General features: G+C 72.2%; 17 protein-coding genes. 9 read left to right on the top strand and 8 right to left on the bottom strand.

Features of this window, described 5'->3' with window-relative positions:
* Window positions 1–26: 26 nt before the first annotated feature.
* Window positions 27–1,568, bottom strand: coding sequence for a class F sortase (locus NE234_RS28430; RefSeq protein WP_252783744.1), 1,542 nt, complete (start codon window positions 1,566–1,568; stop codon window positions 27–29).
* Window positions 1,569–1,916: 348 nt separating this feature from the next.
* Here NE234_RS28430 and NE234_RS28425 point away from each other — a divergent pair, with 348 nt between their 5' ends.
* From NE234_RS28425 to NE234_RS28385, 9 genes are all read left to right on the top strand, one after another.
* Window positions 1,917–4,337, top strand: a complete 2,421-nt coding sequence (locus NE234_RS28425) for a sensor histidine kinase (protein ID WP_252783743.1) — start codon at window positions 1,917–1,919, stop codon at window positions 4,335–4,337.
* A gap of 19 nt (window positions 4,338–4,356) precedes the next feature.
* Complete coding sequence (locus NE234_RS28420; RefSeq protein WP_252783742.1) at window positions 4,357–4,782, top strand: roadblock/LC7 domain-containing protein; 426 nt, start codon at window positions 4,357–4,359, stop codon at window positions 4,780–4,782.
* A gap of 6 nt (window positions 4,783–4,788) precedes the next feature.
* Window positions 4,789–5,163 (top strand): DUF742 domain-containing protein, encoded by a 375-nt coding sequence (locus NE234_RS28415; RefSeq protein WP_252783741.1) that lies wholly within the window; start codon window positions 4,789–4,791, stop codon window positions 5,161–5,163.
* The gene (locus tag NE234_RS28410; protein WP_252783740.1) at window positions 5,144–5,746 is read left to right on the top strand and encodes a GTP-binding protein; all 603 of its coding nucleotides are present in this window, start codon (window positions 5,144–5,146) and stop codon (window positions 5,744–5,746) included. Before NE234_RS28415 ends, NE234_RS28410 begins: the two co-directional genes overlap by 20 nt.
* Before the next feature lie 289 nt (window positions 5,747–6,035).
* On the top strand, window positions 6,036–6,542 hold the full coding sequence (locus NE234_RS28405; protein ID WP_252783739.1) for a hypothetical protein: 507 nt from the start codon (window positions 6,036–6,038) through the stop codon (window positions 6,540–6,542).
* Between the two features lie 199 nt (window positions 6,543–6,741).
* On the top strand, window positions 6,742–7,959 hold the full coding sequence (locus NE234_RS28400) for an acyl-CoA dehydrogenase family protein (RefSeq protein ID WP_252783738.1): 1,218 nt from the start codon (window positions 6,742–6,744) through the stop codon (window positions 7,957–7,959).
* The gene (locus tag NE234_RS28395) at window positions 7,959–8,579 is read left to right on the top strand and encodes a TetR/AcrR family transcriptional regulator (protein ID WP_252783737.1); all 621 of its coding nucleotides are present in this window, start codon (window positions 7,959–7,961) and stop codon (window positions 8,577–8,579) included. Before NE234_RS28400 ends, NE234_RS28395 begins: the two co-directional genes overlap by 1 nt.
* 9 nt (window positions 8,580–8,588) lie before the next feature.
* A complete protein-coding gene (locus NE234_RS28390; RefSeq protein WP_252783736.1) occupies window positions 8,589–8,939 on the top strand; it encodes a cupin domain-containing protein in 351 nt (116 codons plus the stop codon).
* Between the two features lie 212 nt (window positions 8,940–9,151).
* Window positions 9,152–10,441 (top strand): cytochrome P450, encoded by a 1,290-nt coding sequence (locus NE234_RS28385; RefSeq protein ID WP_252783735.1) that lies wholly within the window; start codon window positions 9,152–9,154, stop codon window positions 10,439–10,441.
* 6 nt (window positions 10,442–10,447) lie between these two features.
* On the opposite strand, the gene NE234_RS28380 is transcribed toward NE234_RS28385, so the two are convergent.
* The 7 genes from NE234_RS28380 to NE234_RS28350 form a co-directional block, all read right to left on the bottom strand.
* A complete protein-coding gene (locus tag NE234_RS28380; RefSeq protein ID WP_252783734.1) occupies window positions 10,448–10,951 on the bottom strand; it encodes a hypothetical protein in 504 nt (167 codons plus the stop codon).
* Window positions 10,952–11,013: 62 nt separating this feature from the next.
* A complete protein-coding gene (locus NE234_RS28375; protein WP_252783733.1) occupies window positions 11,014–11,742 on the bottom strand; it encodes a trypsin-like serine protease in 729 nt (242 codons plus the stop codon).
* Window positions 11,743–11,975: 233 nt separating this feature from the next.
* Window positions 11,976–13,403: a rhamnulokinase gene (locus NE234_RS28370; RefSeq protein ID WP_252783732.1), complete on the bottom strand. Its 1,428-nt coding sequence runs from the start codon at window positions 13,401–13,403 to the stop codon at window positions 11,976–11,978.
* Between the two features lie 142 nt (window positions 13,404–13,545).
* The gene (locus NE234_RS28365) at window positions 13,546–14,139 is read right to left on the bottom strand and encodes a LutC/YkgG family protein (RefSeq protein ID WP_252783731.1); all 594 of its coding nucleotides are present in this window, start codon (window positions 14,137–14,139) and stop codon (window positions 13,546–13,548) included.
* Window positions 14,136–15,566: a lactate utilization protein B gene (locus NE234_RS28360; protein ID WP_252783730.1), complete on the bottom strand. Its 1,431-nt coding sequence runs from the start codon at window positions 15,564–15,566 to the stop codon at window positions 14,136–14,138. Before NE234_RS28360 ends, NE234_RS28365 begins: the two co-directional genes overlap by 4 nt.
* A gap of 23 nt (window positions 15,567–15,589) precedes the next feature.
* The gene (locus tag NE234_RS28355; protein ID WP_252783729.1) at window positions 15,590–16,318 is read right to left on the bottom strand and encodes a (Fe-S)-binding protein; all 729 of its coding nucleotides are present in this window, start codon (window positions 16,316–16,318) and stop codon (window positions 15,590–15,592) included.
* 1 nt (window position 16,319) lies between these two features.
* Complete coding sequence (locus NE234_RS28350; RefSeq protein WP_252783728.1) at window positions 16,320–17,318, bottom strand: LacI family DNA-binding transcriptional regulator; 999 nt, start codon at window positions 17,316–17,318, stop codon at window positions 16,320–16,322.
* Window positions 17,319–17,359: the final 41 nt, after the last annotated feature.

The raw sequence follows: 17,359 nt of genomic DNA, 5'->3' as shown, positions 1-17,359 counted from the left end.
GCCGCCGCTGCGGGGACGACCTGGGGTCATCCGGGCTCATGGGCGAGGCTCGCGTACACGACCACGTCGCGCCGATAGTGCCCGGACACCGGGTCGAACGCGCCGCCGCAGGTGATGAGGCGCAGTTGCGGGTCGGGGGTCGCCCCGTAGACCTCCTCGGTCGGGAACGCCGTCTTGGGGAAGGACCGCACGCGGTCGACGGTGAACATCGCGACCCGGCCGGTCGCGTCGGTGACCAGGATCCGGCCGCCCGGCCGCAGCGTCGCCAGCCGGGTGAACACGGCCGGGCCCGTACGGGAGTCGACGTGTCCGGCGACCACGGCCGGCCCCGTGTCACCGGGGCGGACGCCGTCGCCGAACCATCCGGCGCGGGCGGGGTCGCGCGGCGGGAGGAGCCGCCCGTGCGGGTCCGTCGCGAGGCGCTCCAGCCCGGTCCGCACCCCGATCGCGGGGATCCGCAGCACCGCCGGATCGGCGTACGCAGCGGCCCGGCGCACAGGTCCCGCCTCGACCGACTCGCCCGCCCGGTGCACGGGCCGGGTCTCGGTCGGTTCGCCGGGCCGGTCGGCAGGGCGGGGCTCGGCCGGCGCGCTCGGCGGCGGGAGCAGCCGGGCGGACGCCGTCCACGGCGGCGGGGCGACTCGGCCGGCCAGCCCGCCGAGTCCCGTCTCGACGGGCCCGCGCGGCGTTCGGCGGGGCCCCGCGGCGTCCCGAAGGTCGAGCAGCCGGAGCCCGGATGCCCCGTCGAGGACGACGAGCGTGTGCACGGAACCCGCGCGCAGGGTCACCCGCGACCTCACCGGCGCGCCGGACCCGCCGGTGACGCGGACCGTCGTCACCCCCGCCCGCACCGACCGGTAGGCGCTGACGTCCGGGAACCGCAGGTCTCCCGCGACGGTGCTTGCGCCGACGGTGACGGTCACCGCCGGCCGCCGGAGCGACGCCTGGACCACGCGGAGCGCCACCCCGCCCGCCGGCGCGGTGCGCGTGTCCTCCAGGACCCTGAGCGTGAGCCCCTTGTACGGGCCGAGGCCCGCGACGGTGTAGGCGGTCCCCGCGTGCACGCGGACATGGGCGGACAGCACCGGCGGGCTCGTCGCGGCCGCGTCGGCGGGACGCATCGCGACCGTGTAGGCGCCGCCGCCGAGCCGCTGGTACGGCGAGAGCGCGCCGTAGCCGACGTGTTTGAGCACCAGGCGCGGCGTGCCGTGCCCCGCGGCGTACAGGTAGACGTCGACGGCGGGGGTGTCGGGGGACAGGTGCGCCAACCGGAGATAGCCGTCGCCCCGCGCGGCCCGGAGAGGATCGTCGCCCGGCGTGGCCTGGAGAGGACCGTCGCCCGGCGTGGCCTGGAGAGGACCGTCGCCCGGCGTGGCCTGGAGAGGACCGTCGCCCGGCGTGGCCTGGAGAGGACCGTCACCTGGCGTGGCCCGGAGACGGCCGTCGTCCGGTGTGGCCGGGGCGGGTGAGGCCCCCGGCAGTACGACGCCTAAGGCGGTGACGGTGACGAGGACGGACCGGCGGGCCCGGCGGGTCCGGGTGGTGGACCGTGCGGGGCGGGTCGTCATGACGGCCTCCTGACCTGCTCACGCCCGCGTGCCGCGCGGGCTGATCCGTTCGCGCCCGCGCGTCGCGGGCCGGTGGCGGTGCCGGAAACGGTGCCGATCGGGAGCACCCGGCCGATCTGCCGCTGCGTGAAGTCTTCCTCACGGAGCGCCGTCATGTCCGGTGATCCGGCCGATGCCCGGACCGGACCGGCGTTTTCAATCACGCCGCCTTCTTCGCGGCGCCGATGTTCCGCGGGAAACGCGTATGGCCCAGGGGGACTATTGCCACCCGCGCGGCACATGTGGTGCCATTTGAGCCCCCGGGATCTTGATGTTTCGAAAATGTTCATGGAGACGGCGAGGCCATCAATGCGTTCTCCCAAGCGTTCCGGCAGGTGGTCGCTGCGGACCAGGCTGCTGGTGCTGAGCCTCGTCCCGATCATCTGCCTGGCCGGGGTCTGGGGGTTCGCCGCGTTCCTCGCCTCCCGCGACGCGATCGGCAAGTACGAGGCGTCGACCGCCTACAAGAAGGTCACCATCCCGGGTGCGAAGCTCGAGGCCGCGCTGCAGCGGGAGCGCCTCGTGTCGGCCGTCCTGCTGGGCTCCAAGGGCCGGCGGGACCGGCAGGAGGTCACCGACGGCCGGGCCGCTGTGGACGCCGCGCAGGCGGAGTTCCGCAGGTCCGCGCTGTCGGGTGACGCCCAGCGCTCCGTCAACCCGACGACGCGCCAGCGGCTCGACGACCTGTGGCAGCAGCTCGACGGCCTTGCCGCCCTGCGCGGGCAGGTCGACGGCGGGTCCGTGGACGCCCTCCGCGTGATCGGGGACTACGGCACCCTGATCGAGTCGGTGATCCGCGTGTTCGGCACGATGATCGTCATCGACGACGCGGAGATCTACCAGCAGGGCACGGCGCTGGTCGAGTCCGCCATGGCGCGCGAGCTCGTGATGCGCGAGGACGCCCTGGTGACCTCGACGCTGGCGACCAAGGGCCATCGCCTCACCGCTCCGGCCTACGCCATGTTCGCGCAGAGCGCCTACAACGAGCGCTACCTGTTCGACTCGGCGCGCTCGAGGGCGAAGATCTCCCTGCGCGCTCCGTGGGAGAAGGTCGCCGGGTCGCCGGACTTCACCGCCTTCCGCACGATGGAGGACGCGATCATCGGGGTGCGTCCCGGCGCCCGGCTGCCGGCGCAGACCGTCTCCTGGCAGGCGACGATCGAGCCGCTGATGAGCGCGTGGTCGCAGGCGACCATCGACGCCGGCCGGGCGCTGACCGACGAGACGAAACCGATCAAGCAGAGGTCGATCTTCTTCCTCGCCCTCACGGCGGGCGTCGGGCTCGTCGCGCTGGCCCTGTCGATCATCGTCTCCATCCTGTTCGGCCGTACGCTCGCGCGGGAGATGGCCGCGCTCCAGCAGGCCGCCCTCGACCTCGCCCAGGTCCGCCTGCCGCAGCTGATCAAGCGGCTGCGTGCGGGGGAGGAGGTCGACGTCGACACCGAGAGCCCGCCGGTCGGGGGCGGTGGCAGCAAGGAGGTCGCCCGCGTCGCGGACGCCCTCGGCGCGCTGCAGCGCACCGCCGTCGAGGCCGCGGTCGGCGAGAACGAGCTGCGGAAGGGCATCAACAAGGTCTTCGTCAACCTCGCCTGGCGCAACCAGTCGCTGCTCCACCGCCAGCTCGCCATGCTCGAGGCGATGGAGAAGAAGGCCCGCGACCCTGACGTCCTCGACGACCTGTTCGCGCTCGACCACCTCACCACGCGCATGCGCCGGCACGCCGAGGGCGTGGCGATCCTGTCGGGCGCGTCGCCCGCCCGCGGCTGGCACAACCCGGTCGGCATCAAGGACATCCTGCGGGCGGCGATCGCCGAAGTGGAGGACTACACCCGCGTCGTGGTCGAGGCCGCCACTCCGGCGGCGCTCGACGGCGCCATCGTCGCGGACACGACGCACCTGCTCGCCGAGCTGATCGAGAACGCCACGGCGTTCTCCCCGCCCACCACGCAGGTGCAGGTCCGCGGTGAGCTCGTGGCCCACGGCTACGCGATCGAGGTCGAGGACCGCGGCATCGGCCTGGACGACGACGAGCTCGCCGAGGCCAACGAGCGGCTGGCGAACCCCCCGGAGTTCGACCTGCTGGACAGCGACCGGCTCGGCCTGTTCATCGTCGCCAGGCTCGCCGACCGGCACGGGATACGGGTCACGCTGGGCTCGTCGCCGTACGGCGGTGTACGGGCGGTCGTGCTCGTCCCGCCGGACCTGGTCGCGGGGGACCAGGGGTTCGAGTACGACGACGCGTGGTCGGAGCAGCCCGCCTTCGACCCGGCCTGGCGTGCCGTCGCCGAGGTCGAGGCGCCCGCCGCCCCGTCTCCGGCGCCCCCGGCCGCGCCGCTCGAGATCGCCGCCCCGGCGGGCGCGGGCGAGTGGGCGGAGGAGGCCCAGTGGTCGGATCAGGCGCAGTGGCCGGATCGGACGCAGTGGCCGGACGAGACCGAATGGCCGGACGACCGGACCGCGTGGCGCGCGCCGGACTGGGCCGGTTCCGGATGGGCCGGTGACGACGTCCAGACGCCGTACGAGGGTTGGACCGACCCCGACGCCCCCGAACTGCCGAGGCGCGTGCGCCAGGCGAACCTCGCCCCGCAGCTACGCAGAGAGCCGGCCGGGCCGGAACCGATGGCCGGTGACGCGACGACGACCCGTCCGCCGGAGGAGACCCGGTCGCTCATGGCATCGCTTCAACGGGGATGGCAGCGCGGCCGCCAGGCCCCGGACCTCGATGAGTAGCCGCGAAGGTGAGGGGCCGATGCTGGATACGACCGGTGAGCTGAACTGGTTGCTCGACGATCTCGTCGGACGTGTCGCCCGCGTGCGGCACGCGATGATCCTTACCGGCGACGGACTGCCGATGGGGACGTCGCGGGGCATGGACCCCGAGGAGGCCGAGCGGTTCGCCGCGCTGGCGGCCGGCCTGTACAGCCTGGCCCGGACCGTCAGCGAGCGCGTCAAGGGCGGAGGCATCCGCCAGACGGTGATCGAGCTGGAGAAGGCGTTCCTGTTCGTCGTCGCGGCGGGTGACGGCACCTGCCTGGCGGTCGTGAGCGAGGGCGACGCGAACATCGGCCTGATCGCCTACGAGATGGCGCGGCTCGTCAAGCGGGTCCGCCGCCATCTGGCCACGTCCGCCCGCTCGGCGGCCACGAGTCCGGACGGACCGCCGGGGGGAGCGTGATCCTCCGTGACCGCGTCCAAGCGCCGATGGTTCGACGACGCGGCCGGCCCGGTGGTCCGGCCGTACGCGGTGAGCCGTGGCCGGACCCGGTCGTACGGGGAGACGCTGGACCTGCTGGCGATCGTCGTCGGCAGGCCGCCGGCGCGGGCGGACCGGCGGTGGCTGGACCCGGAGCACCTGCGGCTCCTCGGCCTCTGCCGGCGGCCGATGACGGTCGCCGACCTCGCCGCCGACGTGGGGCTGCCGCTCGGCGTCGTCCGCGTTCTGCTGGGAGATCTTCGATACTGGGGCCTGATCAACGTGCGGCCTCCCGAGACGCGTTCGTACGCGCACGACGAACGGATACTCAGGACTGTGCTCAATGAGCTATACACACTTTGACTCCGGCGCCGCGGTGCAGGACTCGCCGACGGCGATCAAGATCCTCATCGCGGGCGGGTTCGGGGCGGGCAAGACCACGCTGGTCGGCACCGTCAGCGAGATCCGGCCGCTGCGCACCGAGGAGGCCCTCACCGGCGCGGGGGTCGGCGTCGACGACACGTCCGGCGTCGAGGCCAAGGAGACCACGACGGTGGCGATGGACTTCGGTCGCATCACCTTCCGCAACAACGTGGCGCTGTACCTCTTCGGGACTCCGGGGCAGCACCGGTTCTGGTTCATGTGGGACGAACTCGCGCGGGGAGCGGCCGGCGCGGTGATCGTCGCCGACACCCGGCGGCTGGGCGACAGCTTCGCGGCGATCGACTACTTCGAGCAGCGCGGCACGCCGTTCGTCGTGGCCGTCAACTGCTTCGACGGTGCTCCGCGGTACGACGTGCACCGGGTGCGCGCGGCCCTCGACGTCGACCCCGACGTGCCGATCATCCTGTGCGACGTGCGGCGCCGGGAGTCGGCCAAGCTGGTCCTCGTGTCCGTCGTCGAGCACGCGCTGCGGCTCGCCGGGCGGCGTATCCCCGCCGGCTGAGCGGGCGCGTCCAGGAGTGGCCATCGGTACAAGATCCGTAGCGGTCATGGAACGTTCCAGTGCATAATTCGGCCAACATGCTGGTAAAGCGGGAAATTGTTTGATCGATTTCCATGGCCGAGCTGGATTCGGTACTGTTCTACCGTTTTACGCCCCCGCATGCATGATCGCTTGCGCCCCCCGACAGCGACTCATGAAAGGACGCCACTGTGGGTACAGCGGTGCTTCCCCGTGTACTGCCGCTCCGTCTCATGATCGTCGCCATGAGCGCCTCCGCGGATGTGGGAATGTGAACATCTTTCTCTGGAGCCCCCTTCTCGTCCTCCTGTCCCTGACGCTGGCGGTGCGCGGGCGCCGCCGGTCCGCAGCGCCCGAGCCGGAGCCCGAGCCCGAGCTGAACGGTCATCCCGAGTCGATGACCGCGGTGCTGCCTCCCGAGGACGAGGAATATCTCGCCTGGCTGGCGGATCATTCCTGGCCGAACGACGATTATCTTGATCTGGAACGCCTCTGGCGCGCCGAACTCGAGCCGATCACCGTCGATCATGACGGGCCCGTATGCCCGGGCTGTGAGCGTCCCGGGGATGACGTCTGGCCGTGTCCGAATTGTGGCCTTTTGGTGCATTCGACGTGTGGTCACGGAATGCGCCGGCGGAAGATCTCCAAGCCCTACCGTACCCGGGACATGGACGCCGAGTCCGTCGTCGCCGAGTGGGTCTGCCGCCGGTGCGCGTCGGTCGTCGGGCTCGACGTCGACCGCGGCGACGAGGAGACCGGGCACGGCCTGCACCAGTGACCCGGCGCCCTCGGCGCCGGTGACCGGTCGCCCTCGATGATCGGGTGACCCGGCAGCCCCACGCCCGCGACCGGGCGGGTTCGCGTCGCGGGGCGTTGACTCGCCGGGTCGCCTCTGCTTACGGTCCTCATACCGACCAGTCGGTATGCTGGGCGGGGCACACGGACGGCCGCAGGGCCGTGTTCGCGAGGGGACGACGATGGACTTCGCATTCGACCAGACCACCATCGAGTACCGCGACCGGCTGCTCGACTTCATGGACTCCCACGTCCACCCCGCCGAGCCCGTGTACGCCGCGCAGGCCGCCGAGCTCGCCGGCACGTGGGCCACTCCGCCGATCATCGAGGACCTGAAGGCCGAGGCGCGCAAGCGCGGGCTGTGGAACCTCTTCCTCCCGCACGAGCCGTACGGCGCCGGCCTGAGCAACGTGCAGTACGCCCCGCTCGCCGAGATCATGGGCCGCTCGCCGAAGATCGCCCCGGTCGCCCTCAACTGCGCCGCGCCCGACACCGGCAACATGGAGATCCTCGCCCTGTTCGGCACGCCCGAGCAGAAGGAGCGGTGGCTGGAGCCGCTGCTGGACGGCGCGATCCGCTCGGCCTTCTGCATGACCGAGCCCGCCGTGGCCTCCTCCGACGCCACCAACATCGCGCTGCGCATCGAGCGCGACGGCGACTCGTACGTCCTGAACGGCCGCAAGTGGTGGACGTCCGGCGCGCTCAGCCCGGACTGCCAGATCTTCATCGTGATGGGCGTGACCGACCCGGACGCCCCGCCGTACCGCCGGCAGAGCATGGTGCTGGTGCCCAAGGACACGCCCGGCGTCACCGTCGAGCGCGGCCTGCACGTCTTCGGGTACGACGACGGCACGCACGGCGGCCACGCCGAGGTCTCCTTCGAGGACGTACGGGTGCCGGTGGGCAACATCCTCCTCGGAGAGGGCGAGGGCTTCCGCATCGCGCAGGAACGCCTCGGACCCGGGCGGATCCACCACTGCATGCGCGCCATCGGCATGGCCGAGCGTGCCCTGCGGCTGATGTGCGAGCGCGCCGTGTCGCGGGTCGCGTTCGGCGGCCCGATCGCCGACCAGGGCGTGGTCCAGGACTGGATCGCCGAGGCGCGGATCCGGATCGAGCAGGCCCGGCTGCTGGTCCTGAAGACCGCGTGGCTGATGGACACCGTCGGCAACAAGGGCGCCCGCGTGGAGATCTCGGCGATCAAGGCGCTGGTGCCGGAGATGGCGAACTGGGTGATCGACCGGGCGATCCAGGCGCACGGCGGCGCGGGCGTCTCGCAGGACTTCCCCCTCGCCGAGCTGTGGGCGGGCGTGCGGACGCTGCACCTGGCGGACGGCCCCGACGAGGTGCACAAGCGGTCGATCGCCCGCCGTGAGCTCGCCGCCTACCGGAGCAGCTGATGGCCGCGGCGGGCGAGCGCCCGCTGCCGGAGCGGTTGCTGGCGGTCGCCACCCGGCTGTTCGCCGAGAACGGCTACGAGGGCACCTCCGTCCAGGAGATCGTCCGGGCCGCCGGTGTCACCAAGGGCGCGATGTACCACTACTTCGCGGCCAAGGACGACCTCCTGTACGAGATCTACCACCGGCTGCTGGCCCTGCAGACCGAACGGCTGCTGCGGTTCGCGGGCGGCGCCGGCTCGGCGGAGGAGCGCCTGCGCGCCGCCGCCGTCGACGTGATCGAGACGAGCGTCGCGCACCTGGACGAGCTCACCGTCTTCTTCCGCTCGATGCACCTGCTGCCGGCCGAGAAGCAGAAGGCGGTACGGGCGGAGCGGCGCCGCTACCACGAGTGCTTCCGCGCGCTGGTGGAGGAGGGCCAGCACGAGGGGACCTTCCGGGCCGGCGTCCCGGCGGACCTGGCGGTCAACTTCTTCTTCGGCGCGGTCCACCAGCTCAGCACGTGGTGGCACCCTGACGGGCCGCTGGACGCCGGGGCGGTGGGCGAGTACTACGTCGGCCTCTTCCTCGACGGGCTGCGGGAGGACGGCGAGCCGATGAATCTTTCGCCGCCGCTGCGGTAGATGGAGGACATGGAGAAACTGTCATTGGAAGCCCGCGCCCGCGAGCAGTTGGACCGGGCCCTGAGCGACTCGGCCGGCCGCAGCGCCACCACGGTGTACGGGGGGCACGAGCACGTGCTCCGGCAGACGCTCATCGCGCTCAAGGCCGACACGACGATGGACGAGCACGTGGGCCCGGAAGAGGGCACCGTCCAGGTGCTGCAGGGCCGGGTCCGGCTCGTCGCGGGGGACGACGTCTGGGAGGGCCGGACCGGCGATCTGATCTTCGTGCCGAAGGCCCGGCACCGCGTCGAGGCGATCGAGAACTCGACGATCCTGCTCACCGCCGTCAAACTGCCGACGGCGCCGGAGAACCTCTGACCGGATCCGGGTGAGCCGGTGACCCGCATCGGCTCACCCGACATACGCGCGCCGGCTCACCTGGCGTACCGGCTCACCTGACCGCATCCGTACCGGCTCCGTCCCGGCGCACCTGGACTCAGCCGCGCCGGCTCAGCCGGACGTACCCGGCCTCTTGACCGTAACCGTTCACTTACCTGAGCATGGAGGTCGATCCGGAAGGCGGTGGCGTCATGACGACCCGGTCCGGCCCGGCCCCATCGGAGATCGGCCTCTCCTCGCTCGAGTTCTGGGCGTTGCCCGTCGAGGAGCGCGAGGCGGCCTTCGCCGAGCTCCGCGCGCGAGAGCGTCCGGCGTTCTTCCCCGAGGTGCCCGTCCCGTTCGTCCGGCCCGGGAAGGGCTTCTACGCGCTGGTCCGGCACGCGGACGTCAGCGAGGCCAGCCGGCACCCGGACATCTTCAGCAGCGAGCCGAGCGCGACCAGCATCCCGGACTTCCCCGCGTACATGGAGCGGTTCTTCGGCTCACTGATCAACATGGACGACCCCCGGCACGCCAAGATCCGCCGGGTCGTGTCCCGCGCGTTCACGCCGAAGATGCTGGCCAGGACCGAGGAGGACGTCCGGCGGCGCGCCGCGCGGATCGTCGACGAGCTGATCGAGACCGGTCCGGGCGACTTCGTCGCGAAGGTCGCCGTACGCCTGCCGGCCGAGGTCATCTGCGCCATGCTCGGCATCCCCGAGCGGGAGTACCCCCGGGTCGTCGAGCGCACGAACGTCATCCTGGGCAACACCGACCCGGAGTACACCGGGATCACTCCCGGGCGGCTCGGCCGCGCCGCCGCGGCCCGCGCCCTCTTCAAGATCATCTGGGCGGCCCGCGACCTGCACCGCCTCGCCGCCGGGCTCGGTCGGCAACGCGCCCAGAACCCGACCGGCGACCTGACGTCGGCGCTGGTCAGCGCGAACGTCGACGGGGAGCGCCTGACCGTCCGCGAGCTCGGATCGTTCTTCCTGCTGCTCGCCGTCGCGGGCAACGAGACGACGCGGACCGCCCTGAGCCACGCGCTCAAGCTGTTCACCGACTTCCCCGACCAGCGGGCGCTGCTGCTGGAGGACTTCGAGGGCCGGATCGGCGGAGCGGTCGAGGAGATCGTGCGCTACTCCACGCCCGTGATCTTCATGCGGCGCAACCTCACCCGCGACCACGAGATGAACGGCCACACCTACCGGGCCGGCGACAAGGTGCTGCTCTACTACAACTCCGCCAACCGCGACGAGACGGTCTTCGAGCGCCCGGACGTCTTCGACATCACCCGCGACCCGAATCCGCACGTCGGGTTCGGCGGCCCGGGCCCGCACTTCTGCCTCGGCGCGAACCTGGCCCGGCGGGAGATCACCGTGATGCTCCGGGAGCTGTTCACCCGCCTGCCGGACATCCGCGCCGCGGGCGAGCCGGACCGCCTGCTGTCCGGCTTCATCAACGGCTACAAGCGGTTGCCCTGCACCTTCACCGCCCGCTGACCGAGGTCAGAAGAGCAGGTCTTCTGCCTGCCTGCCGGACGGGTCCATGCTCAGCAGGTCCTGGTGGAGCCCGTCCATGTGCCGGCCGGGACGATCCCCGTCACCGGCCGTCTCGTGTACGGACCAGCCGGGGAGCGAGTCGTCGTCCACATCCGGGTTCGGGACGTCGAGGGCGTAGAGGACGGCGAAGGCCGCGTCCAGGGCCGCGCGCCGTGCCAGCGCGATGACGTCCGCGCGGTCCGCCCCTGAACCCAGCAGGCGGGCGGCGGCCGGGATGGCGTCGATCGCGCCGGGCCGCTCGAAGCCGTTGATCGCCTGCTCCCAGACCTGCCGCAGAAGCAGGAACCGGGCGAGCTGCGGAAGGTCCTCGGCGAGCTCCGAACGCGCCCAGTCCTCCGCGTCCTCCGCGCCGAGTCCGGCGAATCGCTCCCACAGCTCGAGAGCGCGCGTACGTTCGCCGGGGGACAGGTCGGCCAGCCATTCATCCCACGTCGGGTACGGAGAGGTCATAGGGGGCAGTATGACCGGACTTCGTCCCCGACGGCGCCACGGCGGCCGCGGCTCCGGCCGGCTCAGGGGAGGGCGACGAACCTGGCGAGGAACTCGCGGGCCGGGGAGGAGTCCAGGCGGTAGTCGTAGTTCGTCGTCTTGCAGGCGTCGTCGTCCCCGCTGATGGTCGTGGCCACCAGGAGGTCGGTGTTGCCGAGGAAGTTCGGGCCGCCGGAGTCGCCGTAGCAGGTGCCGCCGTCGCCGGAACCCGGGCGAAGCTTCAGCCACCGGTAGGTCAGCCCCTGGTAGGAGATCGACGTCCGGCTGCGGGTGTCGGTGTAGGTGAACTTCATCGTGCGCTTCGCCTTGGACGGGTTCAGTGACCCGTACCCGACCGGCGTGAACTTGGCGTCCTTCAGCGAGCCGTCGGCGCGCATCTGGGACAGCAGGCCCGCGGGCGGCAGGTGGGCGGGCTGGATGCCGGGGATCGGCGAGTCGAAGACCACGACGGCCATGTCGTACCGGTCGGCGTCGGCGTCATAGCGCTCGTCCGGCAGGTACCGGCCGGTGTAGACGGCGTCCCCCTGCGCGTAGTGGCTCGCGAAGGTCACCCGCGCGGTGCCCTTCTTGCCGTGGCGGCAGTGGGCGGCGGTGAGGAACACCGTCGGCGCGATGAGCGTCCCGGTGCAGTAGGACCAGGTGCCGTCGGGGTACGGCTTGTCGGCGATCAGGGCGCCGACCGACGGGTGGTCGTTCCCGTCCGGAGATCCATTGGTGATCGCGGAGGCGGGGGCGGCCAGACCAACGATCAAAAACGCAGAAAGAGCAACGGGGGCGGCAAAACGCATGAGGCAGACCTTAAAGGCACATACCGCCCTTAGTCCAAAGGATCAGGGAAAGATCTACCCACCGCCTCACCCCTGCGACCTGCGAGTATGCCGCCGCCCATTGATCGTAATGATCTGGTAGAAGCGATCCAGGAAACGCGATCACGCCCTCCGTTCCGGAGAATGCCGGAGCCGTTCCGGGCCCGCGGGCGCCGTGCTCAGGAAAGGCCGATTCGCCGCGCGGCCCGGTCCCAGGCGGCCTCGTCGCCGCGCGGCCGGTAGACCGTCAGGTCCTGTGTCCGGCGCACCAGCGCGCGCGGGTCGGTGGCGAGCCCGTGCGCGCGGGCCTGCGCCAGCGCGTTGCCGATCGCCGTCGCCTCCACGGGCCCGGCGACGACCGGCAGCCCGCAGGCGTCCGCGGTGAGCTGGCACAGCAGCGCGTTGCGCGCCCCGCCGCCGACGATGTGGACGACCTCCACCTGTTTGCCGGAGAGCCGGGCGGCGTCACGGAACGCGGCGCGGTGCCCGAGGGCGAGGCTCTCCAGGATGCAGCGGACGATCGCCGCGCGTCCCTCCGGCGCCCGCTGGCCGGTTCGCGCGCAGTACTCCGCGATCCGCGCGGGCATGTCGCCCGGCGGAATGAACGCCTGATCGCCCGGGTCGACGAGCGCGGCGAACGCCGGCGCGTCCGCGGCCGCGGCCAGCAGGTCGGGCAGCGACGCCTCGGCCCGCCAGGTCCGCAGCGACTCCTGCAGCAGCCATAGCCCCATGACGTTGCGCAGGTAGCGGATCGTGCCGCCGGCCCCGACCTCGTTGGTGAACCCGGCGACCCGGCTCTCCTCCGACAGCACCGGCGCGTCGAGCTCGACCCCGGCCAGCGACCAGGTGCCGCAGGACACGTAGCCGAAGCGGTCGTGCTCGGCGGGGACGGCCAGGACGGCGGAGGCGGTGTCGTGCGAGCCGACCGCGGTCACCGTGAGCGACTCCGCCAGCCCGGTCTCGGCCGCGACCTCCGGCCGCAGCGTCCCGATGACGTCGCCCGGCCGGCGCAGCGGCGGGAAGATCTCCCTCGGCAGCCCGAGGCGTTCGATGAGGGGGTACGCCCAGTCGCCCGCGCGCACGTCGTACAGCCCGGTCGTCGAGGCGTTCGTCATCTCCGCACCCGCCTCGCCCGTCAGCCAGTACGCCAGCAGGTCCGGGATCATCAGCAGCGTGCGGGCGGCGTCCGGCAACGGCTCCGACAGCAGCTGGTACACCGTGTTGAACGGCAGGAACTGCAGTCCGCCGACGTCGTAGAGCGTCTGCGCGCCCAGCTCGGCGACCACCTTGTCCATGACCCCGTCGGCGCGGGCGTCCCGGTAGTGGACGGGGTTGCCCAGGAGGGTTCCGGCGGAGTCGAGCAGCCCGTAGTCGACGGCCCAGGAGTCCACGCCGATCGACGTGACCCCGTCGGCGGCCCGCAGCCCGTCCAGGACGTTCCCGTACAGGCCGAGCACGTCCCAGTAGAGGGTGCCGGCGGCCCGTACGGGGCGGTTCGGGAAGCGGCGCGCCTCGCGGAGGGTCAGTTCGTCCTCGCCCACCCGGGCGACCATCACGCGCCCGCTGGAGGCGCCCAGGTCGACCGCGGCGAATGAACGGGGGGTCATGGGACCTCCTTCGTCGGTCTCATGACCAAGGTGCTGTGTTCACCGATGCCCTCACTTCGTTCGGTCATGGGACCTCCTTCGCCGGTCTCACGACCACGATGCCGTGCTTGCCGATTCCCTCACTTCGTTCGGTCATGGCTCCTCAGTCCGTGATCACGATGGTGAGCCGGCGCGGCCCGTGCACGCCCTCGACACGGGACAGCTCGATGTCGCTGGTGGCCGACGGCCCGGAGATGAACGTCAGCGGCCGGTCGGGGGAGAGCCGCTCGACGGCCTCGGGGACGTCGGCGGCGATCCGCGCGGACTGGACCACGACGACGTGGTGGTCCGGGACGAGCGTGAGCGCCCGGCGACCCTGGCCCGGGCCGTGGTCGAGGACGACGGTGCCGGTCTCGGCGATGGCGACCGCGCAGCCGGTGATCACGCCGTCGAGGGCGTCCAGGTCGGCGATCGACACCGGCGGGTCGTCCCGTACGACGTCGACCCCGGCCGTCCACGCCTCGGGCAGGCCGTCCGGGGCGACGTAGCGGCCGCGCAGCTCGCCGAGGACGCCGGGCAGGTCCGCGCTCGCGACCCGGCGGACCTCCGCACGGTAGTCGGCGGCCCGCTCCGCGAACAGCTCGACCACGTCGCCGTCGTGATGGCGGCGCAGGTACGGCCGGGGGATCGCGGCGTACGCGGCGGGGTCCGCCTCCGTGTCTCCGAGCCGCCGCAGGATCTCCTCACGTGCGTTCAAGAGCGCTTCTCCCACCACTCGCGGAAGGTCTCGGTCGCCGGGACGGGCGCGTCCCGGGTGTCGGTCCAGCGCGTGAGGGGACCCGGCAGCCGGCGGATGCCGCCCCGTCGGCCGAGCACGCGGCCGGCCGTGCCCGCCAGGCGCTGCCCGAAGGCGAGCCGGGCGGGGGAGCGCAGCGTCCAGGCGGCGAACCGCATGGCCGCCTTCTCGGCGCGGCCGTGCACGGCGCGGGACCGCAGGTGCACGAGCACCTCGGGAATGTCGATCGCGACCGGGCAGACCTCGTAGCAGGCGCCGCAGAGGGTCGAGGCGTACGGCAGCGAGTCGTCGACCGGCGAGCCGGAGCCGCGCAGCTGCGGGGACAGGATCGCGCCGATCGGCCCCGGGTACGGCGACCCGTACGCGTGCCCGCCCGCGCGCTGGTAGACGGGACAGACGTTGAGGCAGGCCGAGCAGCGGATGCAGCGCAGCGCCTGCCGGCCGACCTCGTCCTCGCGCGTCGCCGTGCGCCCGTTGTCGACCAGGACCAGGTGGAACGTCTGGCCCTCGGTGGCGCCCGACCAGACCGAGGTGTAGGGGTTCATCCGCTCGGCGGTCGACGAGCGCGGCAGCAGCTGGAGGAACACCTCCAGGTCCTGCCAGGAGGGCACGACCTTCTCGATGCCCATCACCGAGATCAGAGTCTCGGGGAGCGTCAGGCACATCCGGCCGTTGCCCTCGGACTCGACCACGACGAGGGATCCGGTCTCGGCGACCGCGAAGTTCACCCCGGACACGGCGACCTTCGCCTTCAGGAAGCGCTCGCGCAGGTGCCCGCGGGCGGCCTCGGCCAGCCGGGCCGGCTCGTCGGTCAGGTCGTCGGGCGCTCCGGGCATCTCCCGGCGGAAGATCTCCCGGATCTCCGCGCGGCCGCGGTGGATCGCCGGGACCAGGATGTGCGAGGGACGGTCGTTGCCGAGCTGGACGATGAGCTCGGCCAGGTCCGTCTCGTGCGCGCGGATGCCCTCGGCGGCGAGCGCCTCGTTCAGGCCGATCTCCTGGGTGGCCATCGACTTGACCTTCACGACGTCGGTCTCACCGGTGGCCTTGATGAGGTCGGCGACGACGCGGTTGGCCTCGGCGGCGTCCCGCGCCCAGTGCACGGTGCCGCCCCGCGCCGTCACCTGCTCCTCCAGGAGGCGCAGGTAGTGGCCGAGGTGCTCGATCGTGTGGTCCTTGATCCGCTTCGCCGTCTCGCGCAGCTCGGTCCAGTCGGCCAGCTCGCTCACGGCGGCGGCCCGCTTGGCGCGGATCGTGGTGGTGGCGTGCGTCAGGTTCCGGCGCAGCCGCGTGTCGCGCACGGCGTCGCGCGCGGCCTCCGGGAAGGCGGGCATCCCGACGTACGTCGGCATGCGCGCGGCCCCGGCCGCCCGCTGGTCAGTGGACATAGGGTGTTCGCCGATCCGCTCGTTCAGTCGGTGGCCGCGAGGATCTCGGCCAGGTGCAGAGTCCGTACGCCCGTGCGCAGCCGGGACAGCAGGCCGCCGATGTGGGCGAGGCAGGAGTTGTCGGCCGCGCAGACGACCTCGGCGCCGGTCTGCCGGACCCGGGCGACCTTGTCGGCGCCCATCGCGGCCGAGACGTCCGGGTTCTTCAGCGCGAACGTGCCGCCGAAGCCGCAGCATTCCGCCGCGTCGGGCAGCTCGACGAGGTCGATGCCGCGCACCGCGCGCAGCAGCCGCAACGGCCGGTCGCCCACGCCGAGGGCGCGCAGGGAGTGGCAGGTCGGGTGGTAGGTGACGCGGTGCGGGAAGTACGCGCCGACGTCCTCCACGCCGAGCACGTCGATGAGGAGTTCGGTCAGCTCGTAGACCCGCGACCCGGTCCACCTGGCCTCCTTGGCCAGGGCCTCGTCGCCGATCGTGCGGGCCACCCGCGGGTGGTTCTCCCTGATCATGCCCGCGCAGGACGCCGACGGGACGACGACCGCGTCGAACGATTGGAACGTTTTAACGAAATCCCTGACGAGCGGTCCGCACTCCCGGTCGTACCCGGTGTTGTAGTGCATCTGACCGCAGCAGGTCTGCGCGGTCGGAAAGACGACCTCGTGACCGAGGCGCTCCAGAAGAGTCACGACCGCCTTGCCGGTGCCCGGGTAGAGCGTGTCGTTAAAACAGGTGACGAACAGGGCGATGCGCATGTCAGCGGCTCGATTCGCGGATGACCAGCTCGGGGTGGAACATGATCTGCTGGTGGGCGTGGCCGCTCGGGTCGTCGCACTCTTCGAGGAGGAGCTCGGTGGCGATCTTGCCGAGCTGGTAGGTCGGCTGGCGGATCGAGCTCAGCGGCACCGCCGCCGCGGAGGAGAACTCGATGTCGTCGTAGCCGATGAGGGCGACGTCGTCCGGGACCCGGACCCCCGCCTGGGCCAGCGCCCGCAGCACGCCGAGCGCCAGCAGGTCGTTCGCACAGAAGATGGCGTCGGGAAGGCCGCCGGCCAGGAGCTTCTCGGCGGCGAGCGCGCCGCCGCCGGCGTTCATCTCCGGGACCACGATGTCCTCCAGCACACGGGCGGGCAGCCCCGCCGTGCGCAGGGCCCGGCGTGCGCCCTTGCGCCGCTCCGCGCACTGCCGGATCCCGAGCGGACCGGTGACGTACGCGAGGTGCTCGGCGCCCCGGTCGAGGAGATGGGTCACGGCGAGGTCCCCGCCGGCGACGTCGTCGACCGACACCGAGCACATGTCCCCGGCCGCGGAGTGGTCGACCAGGACGACGGCGATGCCGCGTTCGCGCAGGTCCTCCAGGTGCGACAGGTCCTCGTCGGCCGGCGTGATCAGGACGCCGCGGACCCGCTGCTCGGCCAGGACGCGCAAGTTGCGCGCCTCGCGGCCGGGGGACTCGCCGGAGTTGCAGAGGATCACCGCGTGGTCCCGGTCGCTGACGACGTCCTCGACGCCGCGCGCGACCTCGACGAAGAACGGGTTGCCCACGTCGAGCACCACCAGGCCGATGGCCCGGCTCTGCCCGGCCCGCAGCGTCGCGGCCGAGCCGTTGCGGACGAAGCCCAGCTCGCGGATCGCCTGCTGGACCCGGGCCCGCGTCGTCGCCGCGACGCGCTCCGGCCGGTTCAGGACGTTCGAGACCGTGCCCGGCGACACGCCCGCGCGCTGCGCGACGTCCTTGATGCCCACGGTGCTCACGCCTCGCTCGCCCTTCTCACTCGCTCCGCGGACGGCCTCGT

This window comes from Actinoallomurus rhizosphaericola (genome assembly GCF_024055675.1).
Taxonomy (GTDB): Bacteria; Actinomycetota; Actinomycetes; order Streptosporangiales; family Streptosporangiaceae; genus Actinoallomurus; species Actinoallomurus soli.
The sequence above is the reverse complement of the archived record's forward strand: the minus strand, read 5'-3'. Positions and strand labels throughout refer to the sequence as shown.